The organism is Rhodovarius sp., from assembly GCF_040399605.1.
Classification (GTDB): domain Bacteria; phylum Pseudomonadota; class Alphaproteobacteria; order Acetobacterales; family Acetobacteraceae; genus Rhodovarius; species Rhodovarius crocodyli_A.
The window spans coordinates 18,523-43,349 of the sequence record NZ_JBBARU010000020.1 but is presented as its reverse complement, the minus strand read 5'-3'; the positions used below and the strand labels follow the sequence as shown (position 1 = coordinate 43,349).

At 65.0% G+C, this 24,827-nt stretch carries 22 protein-coding genes; 1 reads left to right on the top strand and 21 read right to left on the bottom strand.

Translation table 11 applies throughout. The features are described 5' to 3' along the window. The 21 genes from ABWP84_RS07925 to ABWP84_RS07825 form a co-directional block, all read right to left on the bottom strand. The coding region (locus ABWP84_RS07925) for a hypothetical protein (RefSeq protein ID WP_353211476.1) at window positions 1-197 on the bottom strand (197 nt) is incomplete at its 3' end. An 87-nt stretch (window positions 198-284) separates the two neighbouring features. Next, entirely contained in the window at window positions 285-1,205 is a 921-nt protein-coding gene (locus ABWP84_RS07920) for an EamA family transporter (protein ID WP_353211475.1), read from the bottom strand. 93 nt (window positions 1,206-1,298) lie between these two features. Further along, entirely contained in the window at window positions 1,299-2,276 is a 978-nt protein-coding gene (locus tag ABWP84_RS07915; RefSeq protein WP_353211474.1) for a tripartite tricarboxylate transporter substrate-binding protein, read from the bottom strand. 66 nt (window positions 2,277-2,342) lie between these two features. After that, window positions 2,343-3,494: an enolase C-terminal domain-like protein gene (locus ABWP84_RS07910; RefSeq protein WP_353211473.1), complete on the bottom strand. Its 1,152-nt coding sequence runs from the start codon at window positions 3,492-3,494 to the stop codon at window positions 2,343-2,345. A gap of 1 nt (window position 3,495) precedes the next feature. Continuing rightward, window positions 3,496-4,458: a tripartite tricarboxylate transporter substrate-binding protein gene (locus tag ABWP84_RS07905; RefSeq protein ID WP_353211472.1), complete on the bottom strand. Its 963-nt coding sequence runs from the start codon at window positions 4,456-4,458 to the stop codon at window positions 3,496-3,498. A 459-nt stretch (window positions 4,459-4,917) separates the two neighbouring features. Then, window positions 4,918-5,718: a cold shock domain-containing protein gene (locus tag ABWP84_RS07900; protein ID WP_353211471.1), complete on the bottom strand. Its 801-nt coding sequence runs from the start codon at window positions 5,716-5,718 to the stop codon at window positions 4,918-4,920. A 93-nt stretch (window positions 5,719-5,811) separates the two neighbouring features. Continuing rightward, window positions 5,812-7,071 carry an FAD-dependent oxidoreductase gene (locus tag ABWP84_RS07895; protein ID WP_353211470.1) on the bottom strand — a complete coding sequence of 420 codons (1,260 nt, stop codon included), beginning with the start codon at window positions 7,069-7,071 and terminating at the stop codon, window positions 5,812-5,814. A 151-nt stretch (window positions 7,072-7,222) separates the two neighbouring features. Next, window positions 7,223-7,858 carry a LysE family translocator gene (locus ABWP84_RS07890; protein WP_353211469.1) on the bottom strand — a complete coding sequence of 212 codons (636 nt, stop codon included), beginning with the start codon at window positions 7,856-7,858 and terminating at the stop codon, window positions 7,223-7,225. A gap of 3 nt (window positions 7,859-7,861) precedes the next feature. Then, entirely contained in the window at window positions 7,862-8,656 is a 795-nt protein-coding gene (locus tag ABWP84_RS07885; protein WP_353211468.1) for a xanthine dehydrogenase family protein subunit M, read from the bottom strand. A gap of 64 nt (window positions 8,657-8,720) precedes the next feature. After that, window positions 8,721-11,114 carry a xanthine dehydrogenase family protein molybdopterin-binding subunit gene (locus ABWP84_RS07880; protein WP_353211467.1) on the bottom strand — a complete coding sequence of 798 codons (2,394 nt, stop codon included), beginning with the start codon at window positions 11,112-11,114 and terminating at the stop codon, window positions 8,721-8,723. A gap of 93 nt (window positions 11,115-11,207) precedes the next feature. After that, window positions 11,208-11,711 (bottom strand): (2Fe-2S)-binding protein, encoded by a 504-nt coding sequence (locus tag ABWP84_RS07875; protein ID WP_353211466.1) that lies wholly within the window; start codon window positions 11,709-11,711, stop codon window positions 11,208-11,210. A 60-nt stretch (window positions 11,712-11,771) separates the two neighbouring features. Continuing rightward, window positions 11,772-12,020, bottom strand: a complete 249-nt coding sequence (locus tag ABWP84_RS07870; protein WP_353211465.1) for a hypothetical protein — start codon at window positions 12,018-12,020, stop codon at window positions 11,772-11,774. Between the two features lie 52 nt (window positions 12,021-12,072). Beyond that, window positions 12,073-13,116, bottom strand: a complete 1,044-nt coding sequence (locus tag ABWP84_RS07865) for an oligopeptide/dipeptide ABC transporter ATP-binding protein (protein ID WP_353211464.1) — start codon at window positions 13,114-13,116, stop codon at window positions 12,073-12,075. Beyond that, window positions 13,113-14,108 (bottom strand): ABC transporter ATP-binding protein, encoded by a 996-nt coding sequence (locus ABWP84_RS07860; protein WP_353211463.1) that lies wholly within the window; start codon window positions 14,106-14,108, stop codon window positions 13,113-13,115. Before ABWP84_RS07860 ends, ABWP84_RS07865 begins: the two co-directional genes overlap by 4 nt. Further along, a complete protein-coding gene (locus tag ABWP84_RS07855) occupies window positions 14,108-14,971 on the bottom strand; it encodes an ABC transporter permease (RefSeq protein WP_353211477.1) in 864 nt (287 codons plus the stop codon). The genes ABWP84_RS07860 and ABWP84_RS07855 overlap by 1 nt, the downstream gene beginning before the upstream one ends. 41 nt (window positions 14,972-15,012) lie before the next feature. Then, window positions 15,013-15,954, bottom strand: a complete 942-nt coding sequence (locus ABWP84_RS07850; protein WP_353211462.1) for an ABC transporter permease — start codon at window positions 15,952-15,954, stop codon at window positions 15,013-15,015. Between the two features lie 20 nt (window positions 15,955-15,974). Beyond that, window positions 15,975-17,561 carry an ABC transporter substrate-binding protein gene (locus tag ABWP84_RS07845; protein WP_353211461.1) on the bottom strand — a complete coding sequence of 529 codons (1,587 nt, stop codon included), beginning with the start codon at window positions 17,559-17,561 and terminating at the stop codon, window positions 15,975-15,977. 171 nt (window positions 17,562-17,732) lie between these two features. Beyond that, complete coding sequence (locus ABWP84_RS07840) at window positions 17,733-19,304, bottom strand: ABC transporter substrate-binding protein (RefSeq protein ID WP_353211460.1); 1,572 nt, start codon at window positions 19,302-19,304, stop codon at window positions 17,733-17,735. Beyond that, a complete protein-coding gene (locus ABWP84_RS07835) occupies window positions 19,301-20,863 on the bottom strand; it encodes an ABC transporter substrate-binding protein (RefSeq protein ID WP_353211459.1) in 1,563 nt (520 codons plus the stop codon). The genes ABWP84_RS07840 and ABWP84_RS07835 overlap by 4 nt, the downstream gene beginning before the upstream one ends. A 77-nt stretch (window positions 20,864-20,940) precedes the next feature. Beyond that, window positions 20,941-22,524, bottom strand: a complete 1,584-nt coding sequence (locus ABWP84_RS07830; protein WP_353211458.1) for an ABC transporter substrate-binding protein — start codon at window positions 22,522-22,524, stop codon at window positions 20,941-20,943. 98 nt (window positions 22,525-22,622) lie between these two features. Further along, window positions 22,623-24,224 carry an ABC transporter substrate-binding protein gene (locus ABWP84_RS07825; RefSeq protein WP_353211457.1) on the bottom strand — a complete coding sequence of 534 codons (1,602 nt, stop codon included), beginning with the start codon at window positions 24,222-24,224 and terminating at the stop codon, window positions 22,623-22,625. Window positions 24,225-24,385: 161 nt separating this feature from the next. Here ABWP84_RS07825 and ABWP84_RS07820 point away from each other — a divergent pair, with 161 nt between their 5' ends. Beyond that, window positions 24,386-24,826 (top strand): GtrA family protein, encoded by a 441-nt coding sequence (locus ABWP84_RS07820; protein WP_353211456.1) that lies wholly within the window; start codon window positions 24,386-24,388, stop codon window positions 24,824-24,826. Window position 24,827: the final 1 nt, after the last annotated feature.

The window sequence follows — 24,827 nt, the reverse complement described above, 5'->3', positions numbered from 1 at the left end:
CAGATCTCATAGACATCAGCCCCCAGCTCATCCGCCGCGGCGAAGGCGGCCTGGATATATTCGCGCCGGGTCGAAAGGTCGGAAATGCAGGCCACAGTTTCGCCCTTGGCCAGTTTCGACATGGCGAATTGGCGGCGATACAATGCGGCGAGGCGAGCGGGATTGAGCTCCTGGGCGCGAAAGGCGGCGTGCTGCATGACAGTCTTCCTTGATGCGGCCGGATGCTGGCAAGCAGGCCGCGCCGGGTCAATATCGCGCCGGCTTAGATGCTGGCATGCAAACCCTCAGCCCCAGCTATATTTCCCCAGCAACACCAGCACCACACCCGCCACCACGACCAGCGCGCCGATGCGCTCCGCCATGCGGATGCGCTCGCCCAGATAGAAGCGGCTGACGAGCAGGGTGAAGATGATCTCCACCTGCCCCACCGCGCGCACCATGGCCACCGGCGCCAGCGCAAAGCCCGAGAACCAGCAGGCCGAACCACAGGCCGACAGCGCACCCACCACCGCCGAATCCCGCCAGCTGCTGAACACCCGGGCCATCTCGCCCGGCTCACGCGCCAGCAAAAAGCCGCCCTGCATCAGCGTTTGCATCCCGTTGATGATCACCAGGCAGACTAGCGCCTTGAGCACCAGATCACCGCCCTCCAGCGCCTGATTGGCCGATTTGATGAAGACCGAACACACCGCAAAAGCAAAGCCCGCCGCGATGCCCAGAATGGCCGCGGGCTGGAATGTCGCCTCCAGCAAGCCGCGCGGCGAGAGGTTGCGCCCGGCCAGCGAGAGATACAGCACCCCGCCCACCGAGACCGCGATGCCCAGCCAGGAGAGCAGCGGTATCGTCTCGCCCAGCAGCACGATGGCAATGATCGAGGCCTGGATCGCCTCAGTCTTGGAATAGGCGGTGCCCACGGCAAAGCCGCGCTTGTCAAAACTCATGATGAGCAGGTTGGTGCCCAGAATCTGCCCCAATCCCCCGCCCAGGCAATAGGCCCAGAACACCCAGGAAAAGCCGCCCACCGCCCCGCCAAAAGCCAGCCAGTAGCCGCCCAGAAAGGCCAGGCCCATCGGCACGCCATAGAGGTAGCGCACCACCCCGGCACCATTGACCGAAAGTTGTCCGCGCAATTTTTGCTGCTTGGCCGTCCGCCAGCACTGAAACGCCGCCGCCGATACGGTGAAGAGCACCCAGGCCGGTATCACAGGACGCCCCCCTCCCCCCGCGTGGTGATGAAGCCGCCGCCAGAGCGCAGGGAGAAATTCATGGCAGCAACCTCACGCGGGGCCGCAGCCGGGTCAATCCACCGTGGCACCGGAACGGCGCACCACCTCAGCCCAACTCGCCACATCGCGGCGGAGGATGGCGCCAAACGCCTCAGGCGTGGTCACCGGCGGGGGCGCGATGCCCTGGGTGTTGGTCAGCCATTGGGCGAATTCCGCCGAGGTGATCACCTGCTGCACCGCATCATTGATGCGCGCAACGATGGCCGGGGCCATCCCAGCCGGCCCCAAAAGCCCATACCAGGTGGTGGAGACAAAGCCGGGCAGGCCACAGGCCTCGGCCACCGTCGGCACGCCGGGGAGTGCCGCCACCGGCCCGGCCGTGGTCACCGCGATGGCGCGGGTCTGCCCCCCCTGGATGGCGCCGAGTGCCGGGCCAACCTGGTTGAAGAAAATATCCACATCGCCCGCCAGCACGGCCCCTTGGGCGCCGGGCTGGCCGCGATAGGGCACATGCAGGAGGTCAATATTCGCCGCCGCGGCGAATTGCGCGCCGGCGAGATGGGTGGAGGCGCCATTGCCGGTCGAGGCATAGCTCACCGCCTGGGGCCGCGCCCGCGCCGCCGCCAGCACATCGGCACAGTTCTGGAATTGCGGCCGCCGCGGCAGGCTGGTGGTCAGCACATTGGGCACATCCCCCAGATGGGCGATGGGCGTGAAGTCATTGACCACGTGAAATGGCAGGCTGCGATACAGCGTCTGGTTGATGGCATGGGTGCCCGCCGTGCCCAGCAGCAGCAGATACCCATCAGGCCGCGCCTTGGCCACCAGGTCGGAGGCGATATTGCCGCCCGCCCCCGTGCGGTTATCGACAATGATGGGCTGGCCCAGCAGCCGGGTGAGCGGCTCGGCCAGGCGGCGGGAATAGATATCCGTCCCCGCCCCATTGGGAAAACCCGATAGCAAGGTGATGGGGCGCGAGGGCCACGGCCCCTCCTGCGCCAGCGCAGGTGCTGCGAGCAGCGGCAGAGCAAAGAGCGATCGGCGATGCATACGGCTACTCCTGGTTCCAGGCCGGGCTTTGGCCGAGCCGATGTTGCACCGCTGGCCCCGCCCGCGCTACCCCAGCCGCGGGTCCAGCCAGGGCGTGGCCTGGGGCTTCCAAGGCGTCGCCCGCGCATCCGCCTCATCCAGCGCCACCCCCAAGCCCGCCCCGCCCGGCACAACGGCACCGCCAGCCGAAAACCCCAGGCTAGCGCCGGGGCAGAGGGTGAAGAAGCGCTCCGTCTCGCCAAACTGCACCTCCAGTGGCAGCAGATTGGGCAGCGTGGCGCAGGCATGCAGCGAATGGGCGTGGCAGCCTGGGCCCGTAGGGTTATGCGGGGCAATCTCCACCCCAGCGGTGAGAGCGAGGGCGGCGATGCGCCGCATTTCCTCATGCCCGCCGCAATGTTTCATATCAGGCATCAGCACATCATAGCAGCCGGTCTCGATCAGCGGGCGATAGGCGGCCAGCCCTGCCAGCGCCTCAGCCCCGGCCAGGCGCATGCCACGGTCATTGGCCATGCCGCGCAGCCGGCGGATTTCGGCGTGATTGGCCTCGGCCACAGGGCATTCCAGCCAGAACAGGTCAAACCCCGCCACATCCTGGATCAGCCGTGCCGCCCCACCGGGGGAGAAGCGCCAATGCGCATCCACCATCAGCGCATGCTCAGGGCCAATGGCGGCGCGCACCGCGGCTATGCGTGCCAGCCCCTCGGCATAGCCCTGGCGCCAGCCGGGCTCGGCCGCGTCTTCCCAGATGATCGGGTCGAAAGGGGCGAGTTTGATGGCGCGAAACCCCGCCGCCAGCGCCCGCCCGGCGGCCGCGGCAAAACCCTCGGGCGTGCGGGGATTGGTGCCGCGATTGATATTGGCATAGAGCGGCACCGTCTCGCGCAGCGCCCCACCCAGCAGGGCATGGATGGGCCGGCCCAGCGCCTGCCCCGCCAGATCCCATAACGCGCCCTCAAAGGCACTCAGCACGGTTTGCGCCACCAGCCCGCCCTGGGCATGGGGCAGCAGCCGGGCCAGGCGGTTGCGCGCCAGGGCATCGCAACCCACAACCCGGCTGGCCAGCCGCGCCGCCTCAGCCGCCAACAGCGCCTCCTGATTGGCCAGGGTGCATTCGCCCAGCCCCGTGCGGCCATCCTCGGTGCGCACCAGCAGGAAGCACCAATTGGTGCGCGGGGTCACCGCCACGCCGCAGAAATCGAGTCCGGTGATGCGCATCTCAATCGGCCCTAATATTGGCTTGCGCGGCGAGGCGGCGCCATTTCGTGATGTCATCGCGCACCCGCGCGGCCAGGGCTGCCGGCTCGCTCACCACCAATTGGCCACCAATGGCGGCGATACGCTCCTGCACCTCGGCCAGGCCAGCAATTCGGCGCAACTCGAGCAGCAGCCTGGCGGTAATGGCCGGCGCCAGGCCAGCGGGGCCAAACAACCCATTCCAGGCCAGGGTCTCAAAGCCCGGCAGGCCGCTGTCATGCAACGTGGGCACATCGGGCGTGGCGGGCCAGCGCACCAGCGAGGTCACCGCCATCAGCCGAATCTCGCCGCGGGCGATAAAGCCCTGCAAATTGACAAGGTTGCCAATCACCACCGGCGTATCGCCCGAGGCCACCGCCTGGCCCATCTGCACCGCCCCACGAAAGGGGATATGGGTGAGGTCGAGCCCCGCCATGGCCTTGAACAATTCGCCCGAGAAATGCGCCGATGAGCCAGGCCCGGCCGAGGCGTAATTCACGCTGCCCGGCGGCCGCGCCCGCAGCATGGCCAGCAATTCGGCCATATTCGCCGCCGGCAGCGCCCGAGGGTTGATGCACAGCGCATTGGGCCCGGTGACCAGCAGCGATATCGGCGTGAAATCGGCCTCAAGATTATAGGGCAGGTTCTGGTAGAGCGCAGCATTGATGCCATTGGAGCCGGCATTGCCCAGCAGCAATGTCCCACCATCGGCCGGGCTGCGGAAAACATGCTCAACCCCAATCCGCCCCCCAGCCCCAACCCGGTTCTCCACCGGAAACCCCTGGCCCAGCGCCATTTGCAGGTGATGGGCGAAGATGCGCCCGGTGATATCATTGCCCCCACCCGGTGCATCGGGCACCACGAGGCGGACCGGACGGTCAGGCCATTGCGGTTGCGCCACCGCCGGAGCGGCCAGCATGGCGGCGACAAAACTGCGGCGTTGCATGGCTCAGCCCCTCATTTCCCAGTGATTATAACGCCAGACCGGGCTCCGGGGGAACCATCAGCCTCGCCGCCTTGCCCAGGCATGGCACGCGGTGGCGCGGCACGCGGTGTCACAATACGCGGTGGCACGGCCAGCCATGGCAGCGCCGAATTGTCAGGTACCGGCAATGGATCAGGCCGGCAATCCGGCCGCAGCGCCCCACAATCCCAGCGATGCGCCGAGGGACGGCCGGTCAGGCTACCGCCCATATCATAGCGGCAGGCGCAAAGCCGACCGGCCATGCAGGCTACCTGCCCCTCCCGCTGCGCATTGCAGGCGGGTTGCGCCAGGGCCCAGCCAGGCAGAAGGAGAAATGCAAGCCACCACATCACCCCATTATGACCACGCCCGGTTACCCGAACATGAAAAAGGCCCCGGCATCGCGGCCGGGGCCTCCTCAAAACCGTCCCGGAGGAAGGCTTACTTCATGGTGACGGCCTGGCGCCCACGCTGCCCATCACGGACATCAAGAGCCACCTTCTCGCCCTGCTGCACATCCTGCTTGCCCGCGCGCTGCAGCACGGAGGAATGCAGGAAGACATCCTGGCCACCATCATCAGGCGTCACGAAGCCGAAGCCACGCACCTGATCAAACCACTTCACGGTGCCATTGACGCCGTAGGTCGGCCCGCCGGCGTCACCGCCGCCGCCGAAGTCACGACGCGGGCGATCACCACCCATGCCGCCACCCGGCGGACCACCGAAGTCACGACGGGGCGGACGGTCACCAAAGCCACCGCCACCACCGAAGCCACCGCCGCCGCCGCCGAAGCCACCCGGAGCGCCAAAATCGCGGCGCGGCGGACGGTCGCCAAAATCGCGCCGCGGCGGACGGTCACCAAAACCACCCGGGGCGCCGAAGCCACCACCCGAGGGGCCGCCAAAATCGCGGCGCGGCGGGCGATCACCGAAATTGCCACGCGGCGGACGGTCACCAAACCCACCAGGGGCGCCACCAAAACCGCGCGAAGCACCGCCGCCTGGACCACGCTTCAACTCCGTGATCCGTGTGACGAGGCGCCGACCCGTGCGATCAGAACCGATCTCGCACACCAGCGTGTCGTCCGTATCGGGCTGTTCAATACCCGCATCCGTCAGCGCGGATGCATGAAAGAACACATCCTGCCCATCTGGTCCCAGCACAAAGCCGAAGCCCTTGCGCCCGTTGTACCACTTCACCTTGGCTTCAATCAGCCCGCCTTCCGGCATATTGTCAGACACGTTGGTGCACAATCCAGATTCAGAAAAAAGGCGCTGCGGGATGCAAGGCCTTGACGTGAGTATGCCACCATGCAGAACGAAATGCGAGAGGAATCATGACATGAAGCGCGCGGGAGAAAAAACCGCCGATTCAGGTATCACTTCCCCTGCCAGCAACCCCACAATGATTGCCGCGCTGCGCGGTGCACCCACCAGCCCGACATGACCATGACCAAAACCATGGCCGATATCACGTGAGGCAGAAGCCAGCCCCAGGCATGGCATCCCATCGGGCATGGAAGGGCGATGCCCGAGCCACACGCGCACCCGCTCCGCCGGCAGGCCCGCCGGCAGGCCAGGCACGGTACGGATCACATGGTCCCGCAAAATCTCGGCCCGCCGCCAATCCGGCAAGGCGTCAATACCGGCAATTTCCACCTGCCCCGCGGCGCGCAGGCCATTGCGCGTGCGAATCACGCTCATCTTGCCATCATGGGGCATCAAGGGCGTGCGGATGGAGACTTCGGGTGCGATAATCTCGGCATGGTAGCCGCGCTCACTCTCCAAGGGCAGGTCATCGCCAGCCAGCGCCGCCAAAGGCTTGGACCGCACCCCGGCCGCAATCACCGCCATATCCCCCACCACCTCGCCCTTGCCGGTGGTCACCGCGCGCAGCCGGCCGCGCTCCAGGCGAAAACCAGTGGCGGCGGCCCGGTGCAGCCGCGCCCCCCGGGCCTGGGCCAACGCCACCAGCGCCGCGACATAGGCGCCAGGGTCGGCACAGCTCGCGCCCTCATCGGTCATGATACCAAAGCGATAGCGCCGGTCCAAAGCCGGCTCCTGCTGGCGCAGCGCATCCTCATCCAATTCGCGCCAAGAACACCCCACCTGCGCCCGAATCCGCCAGGCCAGCGCCTCGGCCGCAAATCCGGCCCGGTCGGCCCAGACATACATCAGGCCCTTGCGCTCTATCAGATGCTCCACCCCCGCCTCACGCGCCAGGGTAAGATGCCGGGCGGGCGCATCGGCCAGCAACCCACGCAGCGCGCGCGCCGTGCGCAACACCCGCGCCTCGGTCCAGCCAGCGGCAAGATAGCGCATCAGCCAAGGCGCCACCTTGGGAAAATAACGCCAGCGGATCGCCAGGGGCCCCAACGGGTCCAGCAGAAATTTCGGCAGTTTCTTCCACACCCCAGGCAGTGCCGGCGGAATAACGCTGAGCGGGTTGAGCCAGCAACCATTGCCGTAGCTCGCCGCCTGCTCTCCCCCCGGCGTGCCAGGGTCAAGAATGGTCACCTGCCAGCCGCGCTTGAGCCCCTCCAGCGCGGTGCAAGCCCCCATAATGCCCGCGCCAATAACAATCAGATGGGTCACCTCAGCCAAGCCCCCCGATCTTGAGGCGCCAGCAGCGACATATGGGCCGCCTCATGGCGCTCAAAGCTGTGTCGCCTCTCGGCGTGAACTGGGGGTCATCAAGCTGCATGGCCAGCATTGGGCCATGCCATGGCCGGCGGGGAAAGCCCCGTCAGGCCATGGGCCGGCGCAGCAGCAGCACACCCAGGCCCAGCGCCACCATCAATCCCGCCCCCGCCTGGCGCATGCGCAACAACACGCTGCCACGCCGCCCTGCCACATCGCGCAGCCGGCCAGCGGCCAGCGCCACCACGGCATCGACCAGGCTATTCGCCGCCACGCAAAGGCTGCCCAGCAGGACAAACTGCCAGCCGACATCCCCCCGCGCGGGGTCAAGAAATTGTGGAATAAAGGCCAGGAAAAACGCCGCCGTCTTTGGATTCAGCGCCTCCACCACCACGCCCTCGCGAAAGGCGCGGGCCATGCCCAAGGCCGCCACCCCGCCATCCGCCAACTGTGACAGCCGGGCCTGACGCCAAGCCTGAACACCCAGCCACACCAGATAGAAGCCGCCCAGCAGCTTCATCACCGTAAAAGCCTCGGCACTGGCCATCACAAGGGCTGAAAGCCCAAACGCCCCGGCCAGAACATGCACCATACCGCCGAGGCCGGTCCCCATGGTGGAGGCCAACCCCTCCCCCAAGCCGCCCGCCAAACTGCGCGCGCCCACATACAACATGCCAGGCCCCGGAATCACGGCCAGAACCAAGGCCGCCGCCAGGAACAACCCCAGATCAGCAGCCGACATGGCTCAGCCGGCGGCGATGATCGCCCGCTTCGCCATCACACCCACCAGATGCGCGCGATATTCGGCGCTGCCATGGATGTCGCTGTTCAGGCCATCAGCATCCTGCTTGACGCCAGCCACCGCACCCGGCGCCCAGCTCGCCGCCAGCGCGGCTTCCATGGCGGATTGGCGGAACACGCCCGGCCCGGCGCCATTGATCACAACGCGCACGCCCATCGGCCCCTTGGAGACGAAGGCGCCGGCCATGACATAACGGCTGGCCGGGTTCTTCATCTTGGCATAGCCGGCCTTTTCCGGGATCGGGAACTCGATCGCGGTCAGAATTTCGTCGGCCTCCAGCGCCGTGGTGAACATGCCCTGGAAGAAATCATCCGCTGCAATCTTGCGCTTGGAGGTATGCACCGTGGCGCCCAGGCCCAGCACCGCGCCGGGGTAATCCGCCGCCGGGTCATTGTTGGAAACGCTGCCGCCAATCGTGCCGCGGTTGCGCACCTGATTGTCACCAATATGGCTGGCCATATAGGCCAGTGCCGGAATGGCCGCGGCCACGATCTCGGAGGTGGCAACCTCAACATGGCGGGTCAGCGCGCCGATCACGATGGAATTGCCCACCTTCTTGATCCCCTTGAGATCGGCAATGCCGGAGAGGTCGATCAGCGAGGTGGGCTTGTTCAGCCGGTGCTTGAGCGCCGGCAGCAGGGTATGCCCGCCGGAGACCACCTTGGCCTCCGGGTCCGCCGCCAGCAGCTTCACGGCATCGGCGATGGAGGCGGGCTTGTGATAAGCAAAATCATACATCTTCGATGTCTCCTTTGGCCGCCCGATGCACGCCTTCGGCGATCGGGCGGGGGTTGTCTCTCAGTTATTCGGCGGCCATCTGCGGCGCGTTGGCGTGAATGATGGACCAGATTTTTGCCGGTGTCGCCGGCATCTCGACATGGCGGACGCCATAATCGCGCAGCGCATCCACCACCGCATTGATCACGGCCGGCGGTGAGCCAATGGCCCCCACCTCGCCGCAGCCCTTCACCCCCAGCGGGTTATGGGTGCACAAGGTGGTGTGGGTGGCCACCGAAACCGGGGCCAGATCATCGGCGCGCGGCATGGTGTAATCCATCATCGAGCCGCTGATCAGCTGGCCCTGCGCGTCATAAACGCAAGCCTCCAGCAGCGCCTGGCCAATGCCCTGGGCCACGCCGCCCTGCACCTGGCCTTCGACGATCATCGGGTTGATCACCTGCCCCACATCATCCACCGCGGTGAAATTCACCATGGAGACAATGCCGGTCTCGATCTCGATCTCCACCTCGGCAATGTGGCAGCCGCCCGGATAAGTGAAATTCTTCGGGTCGTAAAAGGCAGTTTCCTCAAGGCCGGGCTCGATCTCCTCGATGGGGTAATTATGCGGCACATAGGCGGCCAGGCTGATATCGGTCAGCGACTTCGTCTTGTCCGTGCCAGCAACGCGGAAAGTGCCGCGATCAAATTCGATATCGGCAACATCGGCCTCCATCAAATGGGCCGCGATGCGTTTGGCCTTGGCGACAATCTTGTCCATCGCCTTCACCATGGCCGAGCCGCCCACCGCCAGCGACCGGCTGCCATAGGTGCCCATGCCAAAGGGCACTTTCGCCGTGTCGCCATGCACGATGTCCACATTGGCCACCGGCACGCCCAACCGGTCAGAGACCAGCTGCGCCAGCGTGGTCTCATGCCCCTGGCCATGGCTATGCGTGCCCGTCAGCACGGTGACCGAGCCGGTGGGATGCACGCGGATCACCCCCACCTCATACAGCCCCGCCCGCGCACCCAGCGCCCCCACCACCGCCGAGGGCGCAATGCCGCAGGCCTCAAGATAGGTGGAAATACCAATGCCGCGCAGCTTGCCCTGCTTGGCCGCCTCGGCCCGGCGCGCCTCAAAGCCGGCCCAGTCAGAAGCCTTCATCGCCATATCCAGCGTCGAGAAATAATCGCCGCTGTCATATTGCAGCGCGACCGGCGTCTGATACGGAAACTGGTCGGGCCGAATGAAATTGCGGCGGCGAATGGCAATCTTGTCGATGCCAGTCTCGCGTGCCGCCACATCCACCAGCCGCTCGATCAGGAAGGTGGCCTCCGGCCGGCCCGCACCGCGATAGGCATCCACCGGCACGGTATTGGTGAAGACCGCCTTCACCTGGGCATAGATCGCGGGCGTCTGATAGCAGCCAGCCAGCAGCGTGGCGTAGAGATAGGTCGGCACCGAGGTGGCGAAGGTGGAGAGATAGGCGCCCATATTCGCCTGCGTCACCACCCGAAGGCCCAAGAACGTGCCCTCTTCATCCAGCGCCAATTCGGCCTGGGTGATGTGGTCGCGGCCATGCGCGTCCGTCATGAAGGATTCAGTGCGATCCGCCGTCCACTTGATCGGCAAATTCACCTTGGCCGCTGCCCAGGTGACCGCCGCCTCTTCGATGTAATGGAAAATCTTCGAACCAAACCCACCACCCACATCGGGGGCGACAACCCGCAGCTTGGATTCAGGAATATTCAGCACAAAGGCGCCCATTAGCAGCCTGATCACATGCGGGTTCTGGCTCGTGGTATAGAGCGTGTGCTCATCGGTGGTGGGGTCGTAATCGCCAATCGCCGCGCGCGGCTCCATGGCATTGGGAATGAGCCGATTATTCACCAGCTCAAACTTCACCACATGCTTGGCATTGGCGAAGGCGGCATCCGTCGTCGCCTTGTCGCCAATATGCCAATCATAGCAAATATTGGAGGGGATATCATCATGCACCGCCGGCGCGCCTGGCGCCTGGGCCTGATGCATATCGGCCGCCGCGGGCAGCACATCATAATCAACGATAATGGCCTCGGCCGCATCGCGCGCCTGTGGGCGGGTGGTTGCCACCACCAGCGCCACCGCATCACCCACAAAGCGTACCTTGCCCTGGGCCAGCACCGGGTGCGGCGGCTCGGCCATGGGCGAGCCATCCTTGTTGTGGATCTGCCAGCCACAAGGCACGCCGCCAATCTTATCGGCCGCCATATCCTCGCCGGTGAAAATCGCAATCACCCCCGGCATCGCCCGCGCGGCGGCAAGGTCAATCGCCCTGATCCGCGCATGCGCATGCGGGCTGCGCAGAAACCAGGCATAGGTCTGGCCCGGGCGGTTGATGTCATCGGTGTAATGGCCGCGGCCGGAGAGGAAACGCAAATCTTCCTTGCGTCTCACGCTGGCGCCAATGCCCTCAAAGGGGATGATGGTGTCCATGTTGTTCGCTCCCTATGCGGGCATGCCACCTGTGCCGGTGGCTTGGCGCCCCAGACATCCCGCGCGCCGAGGATACGGCGCGCGGCGGAAAAATCACTCGGCAGCGGCGGCGATGGTCTCGCGCTTGCCATGCATCACATCGGCCGCAGCTGCGATGGCCTTCACAATATTGTGATAGCCGGTGCAGCGGCAGAGATTGCCTTCCAGACCCTCGCGGATTTCGCGCTCGCTCAGGCCCTCAGGGTGCTTCTGCACCAGGTCGATGGCGCTCATCACCATGCCAGGGGTGCAGAAACCACACTGAAGCGCATGGTATTCGCGAAACGCCTCCTGCATCGGGTGCAGGGTGCCATCAGCCGCAGCCAGCCCCTCGATGGTGGTGACCGCAGCGCCATCGCACATCACCGCGAGGGTGGTGCAGGACTTCACCGATTCGCCATTGATATGGACCACGCAGGCCCCGCATTGGCTGGTATCACAGCCGACATGCGTGCCGGTCAGCCGCAGCTTTTCGCGCAGCAATTCGACCAGCAGGGTGCGGCTCTCCACCGCCACGCTGTGGGTCTTGCCGTTCACCGTGAGTGTGACTTGCGGCATGTTCCGCCTCCCGTCGTTGAGTGATGTTGGAATAGAGCCTCGCTGCTAGGCCGCAAGGCGTCAAGCGGGTGGTGGCGATGCTTGTTCAATAACCAGCTTGCGGCCGCGCGTGGCCAGCATCAGCAGCGCCAAGACCGGCACGCCCCCCAGCCATAAGGCCCAAAGCAGCCCCAGCGCGCTGGCGCCGAACATCATCGCCCCCAGCGCCACCTCATCATCATCGGACATGACAAAGGATTTGAGCCCGGCACAGGTGCCCAGCATCAAAAGCGGCGGCGCCAGCAGCACCAGCCAGAAGGAAAACTTCACCACCCGCCCAAAGCCCCCGCGCGGCGCACGGGCCTCAAAGCGGATAAGCCCCTCAGGCCGCCCCAAGCGAGGCAGCCCTGAAGGCGGTGGCGCCCGTCTGGTTCAGCAGCGGGTTCTCCGCCTCGGGCAGGTCATGCAAATGGCAGGCGGCCAGATGGTTATTGCCCGTCGCCACCAGCTTCGGCTCCTCCTTGCGGCAGCGATCAAACGCATAGGGGCAACGGGTATGGAAGCGGCAGCCCGGCGGCGGACGAATGGGGCTGGGCACATCGCCCTTGAGGATAATGCGCGTCGGCGCACCACCCGGCTCCATCACCGGCACGGCGGAGAGAAGCGCCTCGGTATAGGGGTGCCGCGGCCCACCGAAGAGGTCGCGCTTATCAGCGACCTCCACGATCTTGCCCAAATACATCACCGCCACCCGGTGCGTCATATGCTCGACAATGGCGAGGTCATGGCTGATGAACAGCATCGCCAGACCCAACTCGGCCTGCAAATCCTGCAACAGATTGACGATCTGCGCCTTCACCGAGACATCAAGCGCCGAGACCGCCTCATCGCAGACAATCACATCGGGGTCAGCCGCCAAGGCGCGGGCAATACAAATGCGCTGGCGCTGACCGCCAGAGAATTCATGCGGCCAGCGATTCACCGCATCGCGCGGCAGGCGCACCTTATCCATCAACTCGGCCACGCGGCGGTCGATATCAGCGCTGCTGCTGGCCACACCGAAATTGGTGATCGGCTCGGCCAGGATATCGCGCACCTTCATACGCGGGTTCAGCGAGCTGAACGGGTCCTGAAACACGACCTGGATTTTCCGTCGCAAAGGCCGCAGCGCCGCCGCCGGCATATCGTCAATCCGCTGGCCATCCAGCACCACCTGGCCCGCAGTGAGCGGGAAGAGCCGCAGCACCGCCTTGCCCACGGTGGATTTGCCGCAGCCGCTCTCCCCCACCAGCGAGAGCGTCTCGCCCTTGCGGATGTCAAAGCTCACGCCATCCACGGCGTAAACCTGGCCCACGGTCGTGCCAAAGAGGCCGCCCTTAACCGGGAAATGTTTCTTGAGGTCCGAGACCTGCAGAATGGGCTTCATGCTGCGACAACCTCACGTTCCGCATAGTGGCAGGCGGCAATATGGCCCGGCACTTTCTCCTCCAGACCCGGCACCACCTGGCGGCACAGATCGGTCGCATATTGGCAGCGCGAGGCGAAGACGCAGCCATCAAGCTTGCGCTTCAGGCTGGGCACCAGGCCCGGAATTTCCGCCAGCCGCGACGTCTCGCCGGTGAGCGAAGAGCCCAACTTGGGCACCGAGCCCAGCAGGCCCTGGGTATAGGGATGCCGCGGCTTGGCAAAGAGCTGCGCCACCGTTGCCTCCTCCACCTTGCGCCCGGCATACATCACAATGACACGCTCCGCCACTTCGGCCACCACGCCCAGATCATGGGTGATCAGCACAATGGCCGCGCCCACCCGGTGCTTGAGGTCGCGCATCAGGTCCAGAATCTGCGCCTGAATGGTGACATCCAGCGCCGTGGTCGGCTCATCGGCGATCAGCAGCTTGGGGTTGCAGGCCAGTGCAATGGCAATCATCACCCGCTGGCGCATGCCGCCCGAAAGCTGATGCGGATATTCCCGCACCCGCCGCCGCGCCTCAGGAATGCCCACCAATTCGAGCATTTCAATCGCCCGCTCTTCCGCCTGATGTGCCGAGAGGCCCTGATGCAGGCGCAAAGTCTCACCAATCTGCCGCCCCACGGTCAGCACCGGGTTCAGCGAGGTCATCGGCTCCTGGAAGATCATCGAAATCGAGTTGCCGCGAATCGCCCGCATCTCCCGATCCGACAGCTTCAACAGGTCCTTGCCCTGAAACTTGATCGCCCCGGCGATCTTGCCCGGAGGCTCTGGGATGAGCCGCAAAATGGACATGGCAGTCACGGATTTGCCGCAACCGCTCTCCCCCACAATCGCCAGGGTCTCCCCCGCATTGACGTGGAAGGACACCCCATCCACGGCACGGTTGATGCCGTCCGAGGTGGCGAAATGGGTTTGCAGCTGTTCGACGCTGAGGAGTGGTTCGGTCATCACAGCTTCTTTGCCAGGCGCGGGTCGATCGCATCCCGCAGGCCATCGCCCAGCAGGTTCACCGCCAGCACGGTGATGGAGAGGAAAACGGCAGGGAAGAACACGATATAGGGCTTCACCTGCCAAAGCGCACGGCCCTCGGCCATGATATTCCCCCAGGAGGGAATGATCGGCGGCGTGCCAGCACCAATGAAAGAGAGAATCGCCTCAGTGATCATCGCCGCGGCGCAAATATAAGTGGCCTGCACGGTGAGCGGTGCCAGGGTATTGGGCAGAATATGCCGCCACATAATCATCACCGTACCGGTGCCCGAGGCCACGGCGGCATCAACATAAGGCTGCTCACGCAAGGAGAGCACAACACCGCGGACCAACCGCGTCACCCGCGGAATTTCCGCAATGGTAATCGCCAAAATCACATTCTGCACCGAGCCACGGGTCAGCGCCATCAGCGCAATCGCCAGCAGGATCGGCGGGATGGACATCATGCCATCCATCACCCGCATCACGATGCTGTCAGCCAGCCGAATAAAGCCGGAGAAAAGCCCAATGGTGAGGCCGATCACGCTGGCCAAAAAGGCCACCGAGAAACCCACCAGCAGCGACACCCGCGCCCCATAGAGCACGCGCGAATAGACATCGCGCCCCAGCATGTCGGAGCCGAACCAGAACTGCGCCCCAGGCTCGCGCGTGCGCAAGGCCGGCGCCAGCGAGGTGGGGTCCTTGGTCCAGAGAAACGGTGCGAAGACGGCAATGCAGAGCATGGCCAGCAGCAAACCGCCACCAATGGCAATGGTGGGGTAGCGGCGCAAAAACCCCAGCACGCCGCGCCGCGGCTTCACCGGCGGCAGCACATCGGGCATCGGCTGGGCAATGGCCAAGCCGGCAGGAATAATGACGGCGCTCAATAGCGTATCCTCGGGTCAAGGAAGGTGTAGAGCAGGTCGATCCCCAGATTCACCAGCACGTAGACGAAGCTGAACAGCAGCACCACGCCTTGGATCACCGGGTAGTCCCGCCGCAGAATGGCATCCACCGTCAAGCGGCCGAGGCCAGGAATGGCAAAGACGCTCTCAGTCACCACCGCGCCGCCAATCAGCAGCGCAATGCCAATGCCCACCACGGTCACAATCGGCACGGCGGCATTCTTCAGCGCATGCAGAAACAGGATGGAGGACTGGCCCGCACCCTTGGCGCGCGCGGTGCGGATGTAATCCTGCTGCAGCACTTCGAGCATCGTGGCACGGGTGATGCGCGCGATGAGCGCGATATACACCCCACCCAGCGCCACCGCCGGCAGCACCAGATTCTCAATCCAGGGAAAGAACCCTTGAGCAAAAGGCGTATAGCCCTGCACCGGGAACCAATCGAGTTCCAGCGCAAAGACATAAGCCAGCAAATACCCCACCACGAAGACCGGCACCGAAAAGCCCAGCACGGCAAATCCCATCACCGCGCGGTCAATCCAGGTGCCCTGCTTCCAGGCCGCCACCACCCCCATGGGAATGGCAATGGAGAGCGCCAGGCACAGCGTGACGATCATCAAAGAAAGGGTCGGCTCAATCCGCTGAGCGATCATGTGACCGACCGGCAGATTGGTGAAGATCGAGGTGCCAAGATCACCCTGCAGGATGCGAAACACCCATTCGGAGAACCGCACCAGATAAGGCCGATCCAGCCCCAGCGAGGCGCGAATCCGCTCCACATCATCAGGCGTCGCCTGATCGCCCGCGATCACCGCCGCCGGGTCGCCCGGCGCGAGATAAAGCAGCGAGAACACGAACAGCGCCACAAAGGCCATGACGGGTATCGTCGCCAATACCCGCCGAATAATGTAAGCCCACATGGCTTAGTGCCCCCTGGCCATCAAGTCTTGGACACGCCCCAGAAGAAGGGTAGCGGCCCCTTCACCACGCCGGAGACATTGCGCCGCCAGGCCTGGTAGCTCTTGAAGAAGCCGGTGGGCGCATAGACGACGTTTTCCACCGCGGCGCGGTTGATCTTGTCGATGGCGGCCTTCTCGGTCTCCGCCGTCGGCGCGTCGAACCATTCGGCCACACCGGCCTCCACCGCCGGCACCGAGGGCCAGCCGAACCAGGCGCCATCGCCATTGGCGCGCACCGCGTTATAGCCGGCCGGATTCACGCAATCCGCACCCGCATGCCAGGTATGGAACATGCTCCAACCACCCTGGCCCGGCGGGTTGCGCACGGCGCGGCGCTGACCAACGGTGCCCCAATCGGTCGCCACGAAATCAACATTCATCCCCAGGCGGCGCAGCAGATCGGCGGTCACATCGCCCATCGGCTTGAGCAGCGGCTGGTCCTGGCCCACCAGGCAGGTCACCGGCTCATTGGCATAGCCACTCTCGGCCAGCAGGCGCTTGGCGCCGTCCATGTTCGAGCGCTTCATCACCTCGCCACCGGCCTCGCTATAGCTGGAGGTGCCAGGGGTGAAGAAGCCGCCCAGCACACTCCACAGCGCGGTGTCGCTGCCCACCACGGCGCGCATATAATCTTCCTGGCTGAGCGCCATCATCACCGCCTGCCGCACCTTCAGATTATTGAAGGGCGCATGCAGGTGGTTCATGCGGAAGCTGCCAATATTGCCCAACGGGTCGGCAATATCGACAAGGATGTTGCGGTTGCGGCGCAGCAGCGGCACGAGGTCGCTGATCGGGCTCTCCCACCAATCCACCTCACCCGCCTGCAGCGCATTAGCCGCCGTCGCCGGGTCGGGCATCACCACCCATTCCAGCCGGTCCACCAGGATGCGCTTGCCGCCAGCCAGCCAGCTCGCCGCGCCCTCGCGCGGGGTATAGCGGCCGAATTTTTCGAATACGGCGCGCGCACCGGGCACCCATTCATCACGCTTGAAGGTCATCGGCCCGGAGCCGACATATTCGCTGATCATCGAATTGCCAGCGGTGGCAGCAATACGCTCAGGCATGATGAAGCAGCAGGGCGTGCCGCATTTGCCCAGCGCGTATTTCATCTTGGGATAGGGGCGCTTCAACTTCCAGCGGAAATTGCGGTCATCCACCGCCACCAACTCATCCTGGATGGCGCGCAGCATCTGGCCCATCGGGTCACGCGGCGCCCAACGATTGATCGAGGCGACCACATCCTTCGCGAGCACCGGCGTACCATCATGGAAAATCAGGCCCGGGCGCAGGCGGAATTCCCAGGTCAGCCCATCGGAGGAGACGGTCTCGCCCTCCACCATCTGCCGCTGCGGCACAAGATTCTCATCCACGCCGTAAAGCGTGTCCCACACCGCGGCAGCGGCGTTGCGGACCACATATTGCGTGCCCCAGATGGGGTCGAAATTGGCCAGATTCGCCTGCGGCACGAAGCGCAGCGTGCGCGCCGCGGCGTTCTGCGAGATGGCGGGCGCAGCGGCGGTGACGGTGGCGGCGGCCACGGCGCCCTTCAAAAGGTTACGACGTTCCATCGGTCAAGCTCTCCCAAGCCTCATCGCGGTGCAAACTGGCGCAATCGAGGCATGTGCGCCAGTCTTATGTGACAGGATTTTTTCGCATTCCACCGGCCTTCCTGCCTCAAGCCGGTGCGACACTAAGCGGCAATTTGCTCGCTTAACGCTCAATAAAATCCCCTTAAGCGCTCAAGCCCGCCGAACGCCCCAAAATAGAGCAGGTCCACCGCGCACAATGCCCGTCAGGCTGCGCCGCCAAGCCTGCGGCGGCCGCACCAGACCGAGCGGAATAAACGGCACCTCCGCAAAGGCCACACGTTGCATTTGCTCCGCCACCCGCCGCGCCGTGGCGTCATCAGGCGCATCGAACCACTCCTCGCGCAGCGTCTCCAAAGCCGGCAGGGTCGGCCAGCCGGCCCAGGCGGCGGCACCATGGCCGCGCAGCGGCTGGTGGCTCCCAGGTACCGAGACATCCAGCCCCTCCCAGGTCGTGCAAAACGCGCTCCAGCCGCCCGCATCCACCGTGCCGCGATTGTTGCGTCGCTGGATATGCGTGCCCCAATCCATCCCCGGCATATCGACATTAAAGCCCACCCGCCGCAGCAAATCGCCCGCCACCTCAGAGAGGTTTTGCAGCACCGGCAGGTCAGAAGCGCCCAGCATGGTCACCCGCTGATTGGCATAGCCCGAGGCCCGCAGCGCCGCCCGCGCCGCCTCCAGGCTGCGAGGGCCCGTCAGCACCTCCAGCCCCGCCGCATTGGCCAGCGGCGTGCCTGGCGTAAACACCCCCGCCGGCACCACCGAGAGCGCGGGGTCCGTGCCGATTGCCGCATCCATAAAGGCGCGCTGCTCCACCGCCGGCAGCAGGGCGCGGCGCACCGCCGCATTGTCGAAGGGCGGATGCAGAAAATTGAACCGCAGCACGCCCAGATTGCCGGCAGGGTTGATCACGCCGATCTCGATATCCCGGTTGCGGCGCAACAAGGGCAGCAGATCCGGCAGCGGGGTTTCCCACCAATCCGCCTCATTATTCTGCAATGCCGCCCCCGCCGTGGCCGGGTCGGGCATGATCTTCCACTCGACCCGGTCAAAATGCACCTGCTTGGCGCCGGCGAGAAAATCCGTGGCCTCACCGCGCGGCACATAGCCGGCAAATTTGTCATAAACCGCCACATCGCCCGGCCGGAACAAATCCTGCCGGAACCGGAACGGCCCAGAGCCAGTGGCATCGGTGATCTGCTGGAACGGGTCAGTCCGCGCCACCCGCTCGGGCATGATGGCGCACATATTGGCCGAGGGTTTGCCCAAGGCCCAGGCCAGCCCGGCCCAGGGCCGCTTCAGCCGAATGCGAATCCGCCGATCATCGGGCGCGGTGATCTCCTCGGCCAGCCCATCCAGCCGCTGCCCCAATACATCGCGCTTCGACCAGCGAATGATCGAGGCCACGCAATCGCGCCCGCGCACCGGCTCATTATCGTGAAATTTCAGCCCTTCGCGCAGCGTGATCGTCCAGGTCAGCCCATCACTGCTGACCTCATGCCCCGCCGCCATCTGCGGCTGCACCCGGTATTGCGCATCCAGGCCATAAAGCAGGTCATAAACCATGAGGCCGTGATTGCGCACCACAACCGCCGTGCTCCAAACCGGGTCAATGCTGGCCAGGTTGGATTGCGGCACAAAGCGCAGCGGCCGCCCCGCCCCTTGCGCAAAAGCCGGCGCCGCCATGCCGGCCGCCAAAACACCACGACGCGAAACACTCATGACTTACCAATTCCCCAAAACACCGTCGCCGGCGAACGAAACACATTGGTGACGTTACGTCGCCAGACGCTGGGCTGCCAGTAGTAGCCCAGCGGCACATAAGGCAGCGTCTCCATCGCCCGCCGGTTCAGCGCGCCGGCAATCCGCCGGGCCTGCGCCGGCTCCGCCGCCTCCAGCCATTCCGCGCGCAGTTGTTCAATCAGCGCATCCTCGGGCCAGCCGAACCACGCATCACGGCCATTCGAGCGCAGGAAGAGATGCACCGGCGGCGTATCCAGCGCATCACCACCGGCAGTGGTGTGAATGACACTCCAACCGCCCCGCTCCACCGGCTCTCGCGAGGTGCGGCGTTGCACCAGCGTGCCCCAATCGGCGCTGATCACCTCCACATTCATCCCCAGCCGGCGCAACAGATCGGCGGTGACGAGGGATAACGCGTTGATCTGCGGATAATCCCCCGGCGCGACCAGCACCACGCGCTCATTATTGTAACCGGCGGCGCGCAACGCCGCCCGGGCAGCCTCGATATTGCGCGTCTTGAGGACCTCGCTGCCCTCGTCATTGGCCATCGCCGTGTCACAGGTGAAAACACCCTCACAGACGCCCCAGCCGGCCGGGTCCTCACCCGCCACGGCGCGCAGATAATCGCGCTGGTCCACCGCCATCGCCACCGCGCGGCGGATCGCCACATTGTTGAACGGCGCATGCAGATGATTAAACCGCAGGCAGCCATAGAAGCCACTCGACAGCCGCTGCTCCACCACCACCTGGCGGTTGCGCCGGATCAGCGGCAGCAGGTCATGCAGCGGGTATTCCCAATAATCCTGCTCGCCGGTCTGCATCGCATTGGCCGCCGTCGCCGGGTCAGGAATGACCGACCATTCCACCCGATCAATGCGCGCCGCGCGACCACCGGCCAGCCCATCCACCGGCTCCTGCCGCGGCACATAGCCATCAAATTTCGCCCAAACCGCGCGGCTGCCGGGGTTCCACTCATTGGCCACGAAACGGAACGGGCCGGAGCCCGTGGCATCGCGCACCTGCTGGAACGGGTCCGTCGCCGCCAGCCGCTCGGGCAGCACCGGCACCGGCCCCTGGCTGCGCCCCATGGCCAGCGCCAGAAACGGAAAGGGCCGCTTCAGCCGGAAGCGAAACCGCCGGTCATCCAGCACCGACAATTCATCCACCGCCGTCCAAAGCACCTGGCCAAAACTATCCCGCGCCGCCCAACGCCGGATGGACGCCACACAATCAGCCGCCCGCACCGGCTCATTGTCATGAAATTTCAGGCCCGGGCGCAGGGTGAAATCCCATTGCCGCCCCTCGGCCGAAATCTCCCAGCCCTCGGCCATTTGCGGCCGTACCTCGCCGGCAAGGTTCACCGTGGTGATATTGTCATACACCATCATGCCGTGATTGCGGGTGACCACGGCCGTGGTCCAGACCGGATCCAGCGAGGTCAGATTGGCCTGGGGAATCACCCGCAGCGTGCGCGCCGCACTGCCCTGCGCCAGTGCCGGCCCCGCCATGGCCGCCATCATCATTGACCTACGCCGCATCCGCTTGACCTCCATCTGGAGAGCCAAGCTTCGGGGATGACGGCGCAGAGAGCAAGGCCAGGCCGGTCAGCCGCCCCTCAGGCGCGCCGCAAATTCCAAAACAGCGCAAAGCCGGGCACCCGGTCACGCAAATTGCTGCGATGGGCGGTCACCGACATATAGGCCCCCACCGGAATAAACGGCACCTCATCCATCGCCGTGCGCTGCATATCCCGCGCAATCGCCTTTTGCGCATCGAGGTCAGGCGCATCGAACCACGCGTCGCGCAGCTCCTCCAGCCGCGGAACCGTCGGCCAGCCCGGCCAGGAATTGGCGCCGCTGCCGCGCAGCGGGAAATGCCCCGCCGGGTCCATGAAATCGGTCGAGGAAAAGCTGGTCAGAAACACATTCCAGCCGCCGCGCTCAATCGGCTCGCGTGAGGCACGCCGCTGCACCACCGTGCCCCAATCGGTCAGCACGAAATCGAGATTAACCCCCAGCCGGCGGAACATATCCCCCGCCACCTGGGTGATGGCGGCAGGCGCCAGAATATCAGTCGGCCCAATGAGGCGAATAAGCTGGTTGGTATAGCCCGCATCGCGCAGCAAAGCCTTGGCGCGGTCAATACTGCGCGGCCCGGTCAGCGCCTCCAGCCCAACATCCGAGGCCAAAGGCGTACCGGGCGTGAAAACCCCCACCCCGGTGCGAATCAAGGCCGGGTCAGTGCCCACCACCGCACTCATGTAATCGGCCTGATTGACCGCCGGCAGAATGGCCTGGCGCATCTCCTTCTTATCGAAGGGACCATGCAGAAAATTAAAGCGCAGAATGGCACTCAGCGGCAGCGGGTCGATCGGCTCCTGGGTGATGTTGCGGTTGCGCCGCAGCATCTGCTGAATCTCCGGCGGCGGCTGCTCGAACCAATCAATCTCGCCGGTTTGCAGGGCTGCGGTGGCTGTCGCTGCATCGGTGATGATGCGCCATTCGATGCGGTCAAAATTCGCAACCTTGGGGCCCGCGGTAAAGCTCGGCCGCCCCTGCGGGTTGGGCACGTAATCGCCATTGCGCTCATAGACCACGAGGCTGCCGGAATTATACTCCCGGCTGTTGAACTTGAACGGCCCGCTGCCGATGGCTTCGCGAATCTGCTGAAACGCATCCGTCGCCGCAATCCGCTCAGGCATCATGAACGGTGCCGGATTGACCGGGCTGGCCAGCGCCGAAAAGAGCAGCGGAAAGGGCTTTTTCAGCCGAAAGCGGAAGGAGGTGTCATCCACCGCGACCAATTCATCCAACTGCCGGGCCAATTGCTGGCCCGAAGGGTTGCGGCGCATCCAGCGCACCAGGCTCTGCACGCAATCCGCCGCCGTGACGCGCTCGCCATCATGCCAGCGCAGCCCAGCGCGCAGGGTGATGGTGATCCGCTTGCCACCATCCTCAATGCTGTGGCCCGAGGCCATTTGCGGCCGCGCATTAAACTCTGCATCCAGGCCATAGAGCGTATCATAGACCATATAGGCGTGGTTGCGGGTGACATTGGCCGTCGTCCATATCGGGTCGAGGCTGGTGAGATTGGCCTGGGGCACAAAGCGCAAAATGCGCGGCGCCTGCGCCACCGCGGGCGAGGTCATAGCTGCGGCGGCGGTGGCGGCGGTGGCGGCAAAGAGTTCACGACGTTGCATGGCAAGGGCTCCCAGGTCAGGCGCGGGCACAGCCTTTGCCGTGCCCATGCGCATATTTTAGACACGTGGCGCAGTTTGGCCACGGGTATCGCCGAAGATCAGCCGCGGCGGATATTCCAGAACAGCGGCGGCTGGCCCTTCAGCATGCCGGTGATGTTCCGGCGATAGGCGGTGGGCTGATAGTAACGCCCGAGCGGCATATACGGCACCTGGTCAAAGGCGATGCGCTGCATCTCGGCCGTCGCCGCCTTGGCTGCCGCATCATCGGGCGCATTGAACCAGGCATCGCGCTGCGCCTCCATCGCGGGGATGGTCGGCCAGCCCGGCCAGGCATCGGTGCCATGGCCACGAATCGCTGCATGGCTCGCCGGGTTCCAATGATCCACGCCGGACCAGAAGGTGAAAAACCCGCTCCAGCCGCCCTGCTCGAGCGGGTTGCGGCTGGCACGCCGCGCCACCACCGTGCCCCAATCGGCCGAGACCAGATCAACATTAAAGCCCATCCGCTGAAACAGATCAGCGCCCACCAGGGTGGCGGCATTGATCGAGGCGAGATCGGTCGCATTCATCAGCACCATGCGCGCGCCCATGGCACCCGCCGCCTGCAATTCGGCCCGCGCCGCCGCAATATCCTTCTTCAGCCGGTCCAGCCCCACCGTGGAGCCCGAGGGGCTTTCAGGCGCAAAAAAGCCGATATTCTCCCGCCGCAGGTCAGGATACCCCGTCACCCCGGCGGTGCCGATCACCGCGGTCATGAAATCCATCTGGTTGATGGCGGTGATCACCGCCCGGCGCACGGCGGGGTTGTTGAACGGCGCCACCAGATGATTGGGCCGGAAAATGCCGATCAGCCCGGTATTGTTAATGACATCGACGGTGATGTTGCGGTTGCGTGCCAGCAGCGGGAAGAGATCCGCCGTGGGCTGTTCCCACCAATCCAACTCGCCCGATTGAATGGCGGCCGAGGCGGTGGCCGGGTCGGGCATGATGTTCCACTCAACCCGATCAAAATGCACCACCTTCGGCCCGGAAGTCATCGAAGGCGTGCCATTGGGCATGGGCACATAATCAGGATTGCGCTCATACACCACGCGGCTGCCCGGCACCCATTGGTCACGCAGGAAGCGGAAGGGCCCGCTGCCCACCGCCTCAGTGATATTGGTAAACGGGTCCACATTCGCCAGCCGCTCAGGCATGATGAAGAGGCAGCTCGTGGTGACCTTAGAGAAGGCCTCCAGCATCTTCGGGAAGGGCGTGTTCAGCTTGATCTCGAACACCTTGTCCGAAACCTCGGCCATCTCGGCCACCCGGGCCAGGAGCACCTGGCCGAAGGCATCGCGCCGGCCCCAGCGGCGAATCGAGGCCACGCAGTCGCGCCCGCGCACCGGCGTGCCATCATGGAATTTCAGCCCATCGCGCAGGGTAAACCGCCACAGCAGCCCCCCATTCTCCACCACATGGCCCGCCACCATCTGCGGTTGCGGCTCAAAGCGCTCATTCATCCCATAGAGCTGGTCGAAGACCAGGAAGGCATGGTCGCGGGCGACGAAGGCGGTATTGGTGAAGGGGTCGATATTGGGCAGGTTGGCGTGCGGCGAATAGCGGATCACCCGTTGGGCGGCAGGCTGCGCCATGGCAGGCGCGGCCAGGGTTGAAACGGCAAGGCCGGAACCGGCCGCCATGAGGTCTCTACGCAGCATCTCGCTCTCCTGGAATTAAGGCTGGGCAGAGCTTGGCCGATGGCCGAAGCCAAGGGAAGGCCGTTATGCCTGTCGTATGCACAAAGCCGCCCTGCCCGCCGCCATGCAATCGAAACCGGCCCCCTGTTTGCGCCCGCTCGCCCGCCCATCTAAAGGGCGCTATGTTCCTCCGTTTCCCCATCATTGTGCAATTCCTGCGCTTCGGCCTGGTCGGCACCGCCGGCTTCGTGATGGATTCGGCCGTATTGCTGGCAATGCTGGCCCTGGGTGTGGGGCCCTATGCGGGGCGGGTGGCCTCCTATCTCGCGGCGGCGAGCCTGACCTTCGCGCTGAACCGGGCCTGGACCTTCCGCTCCGCCGCCCAGGCGCCGGTGGCGCGGCAATGGGGCCAGTTCGTGGCACTCAATCTGCTCGGCTTTGCTGCCAATTACGGCACCTATGCTGCGGCCCTGGCGGCCAGCCCGCTGGTGGCCGCGCATCCGGTGCTGGGCGTGGCGGCCGGCTCCATCGCCGGCATGTTCATCAATTTCGCCCTCTCCCGCCGCTTTGTCTTCCGCCCTGCCGCATCCTCCGAGCAGGCCGCCAGCATGAAAAATTCGTAAA

Coding starts and splice junctions, on each gene's coding strand:
- ABWP84_RS07915 (WP_353211474.1), bottom strand. CDS start 2,276: ATGCATCGCCGATCGCTCTTTGCTCTGCCGCTGCTCGCAGCACCTGCG.
- ABWP84_RS07910 (WP_353211473.1), bottom strand. CDS start 3,494: ATGCGCATCACCGGACTCGATTTCTGCGGCGTGGCGGTGACCCCGCGC.
- ABWP84_RS07905 (WP_353211472.1), bottom strand. CDS start 4,458: ATGCAACGCCGCAGTTTTGTCGCCGCCATGCTGGCCGCTCCGGCGGTG.
- ABWP84_RS07890 (WP_353211469.1), bottom strand. CDS start 7,858: ATGTCGGCTGCTGATCTGGGGTTGTTCCTGGCGGCGGCCTTGGTTCTG.
- ABWP84_RS07885 (WP_353211468.1), bottom strand. CDS start 8,656: ATGTATGATTTTGCTTATCACAAGCCCGCCTCCATCGCCGATGCCGTG.
- ABWP84_RS07880 (WP_353211467.1), bottom strand. CDS start 11,114: ATGGACACCATCATCCCCTTTGAGGGCATTGGCGCCAGCGTGAGACGC.
- ABWP84_RS07875 (WP_353211466.1), bottom strand. CDS start 11,711: ATGCCGCAAGTCACACTCACGGTGAACGGCAAGACCCACAGCGTGGCG.
- ABWP84_RS07865 (WP_353211464.1), bottom strand. CDS start 13,116: ATGAAGCCCATTCTGCAGGTCTCGGACCTCAAGAAACATTTCCCGGTT.
- ABWP84_RS07860 (WP_353211463.1), bottom strand. CDS start 14,108: ATGACCGAACCACTCCTCAGCGTCGAACAGCTGCAAACCCATTTCGCC.
- ABWP84_RS07855 (WP_353211477.1), bottom strand. CDS start 14,971: ATGCCCGATGTGCTGCCGCCGGTGAAGCCGCGGCGCGGCGTGCTGGGG.
- ABWP84_RS07850 (WP_353211462.1), bottom strand. CDS start 15,954: ATGTGGGCTTACATTATTCGGCGGGTATTGGCGACGATACCCGTCATG.
- ABWP84_RS07845 (WP_353211461.1), bottom strand. CDS start 17,561: ATGGAACGTCGTAACCTTTTGAAGGGCGCCGTGGCCGCCGCCACCGTC.
- ABWP84_RS07840 (WP_353211460.1), bottom strand. CDS start 19,304: ATGAGTGTTTCGCGTCGTGGTGTTTTGGCGGCCGGCATGGCGGCGCCG.
- ABWP84_RS07835 (WP_353211459.1), bottom strand. CDS start 20,863: ATGCGGCGTAGGTCAATGATGATGGCGGCCATGGCGGGGCCGGCACTG.
- ABWP84_RS07830 (WP_353211458.1), bottom strand. CDS start 22,524: ATGCAACGTCGTGAACTCTTTGCCGCCACCGCCGCCACCGCCGCCGCA.
- ABWP84_RS07825 (WP_353211457.1), bottom strand. CDS start 24,224: ATGCTGCGTAGAGACCTCATGGCGGCCGGTTCCGGCCTTGCCGTTTCA.
- ABWP84_RS07820 (WP_353211456.1), top strand. CDS start 24,386: ATGTTCCTCCGTTTCCCCATCATTGTGCAATTCCTGCGCTTCGGCCTG.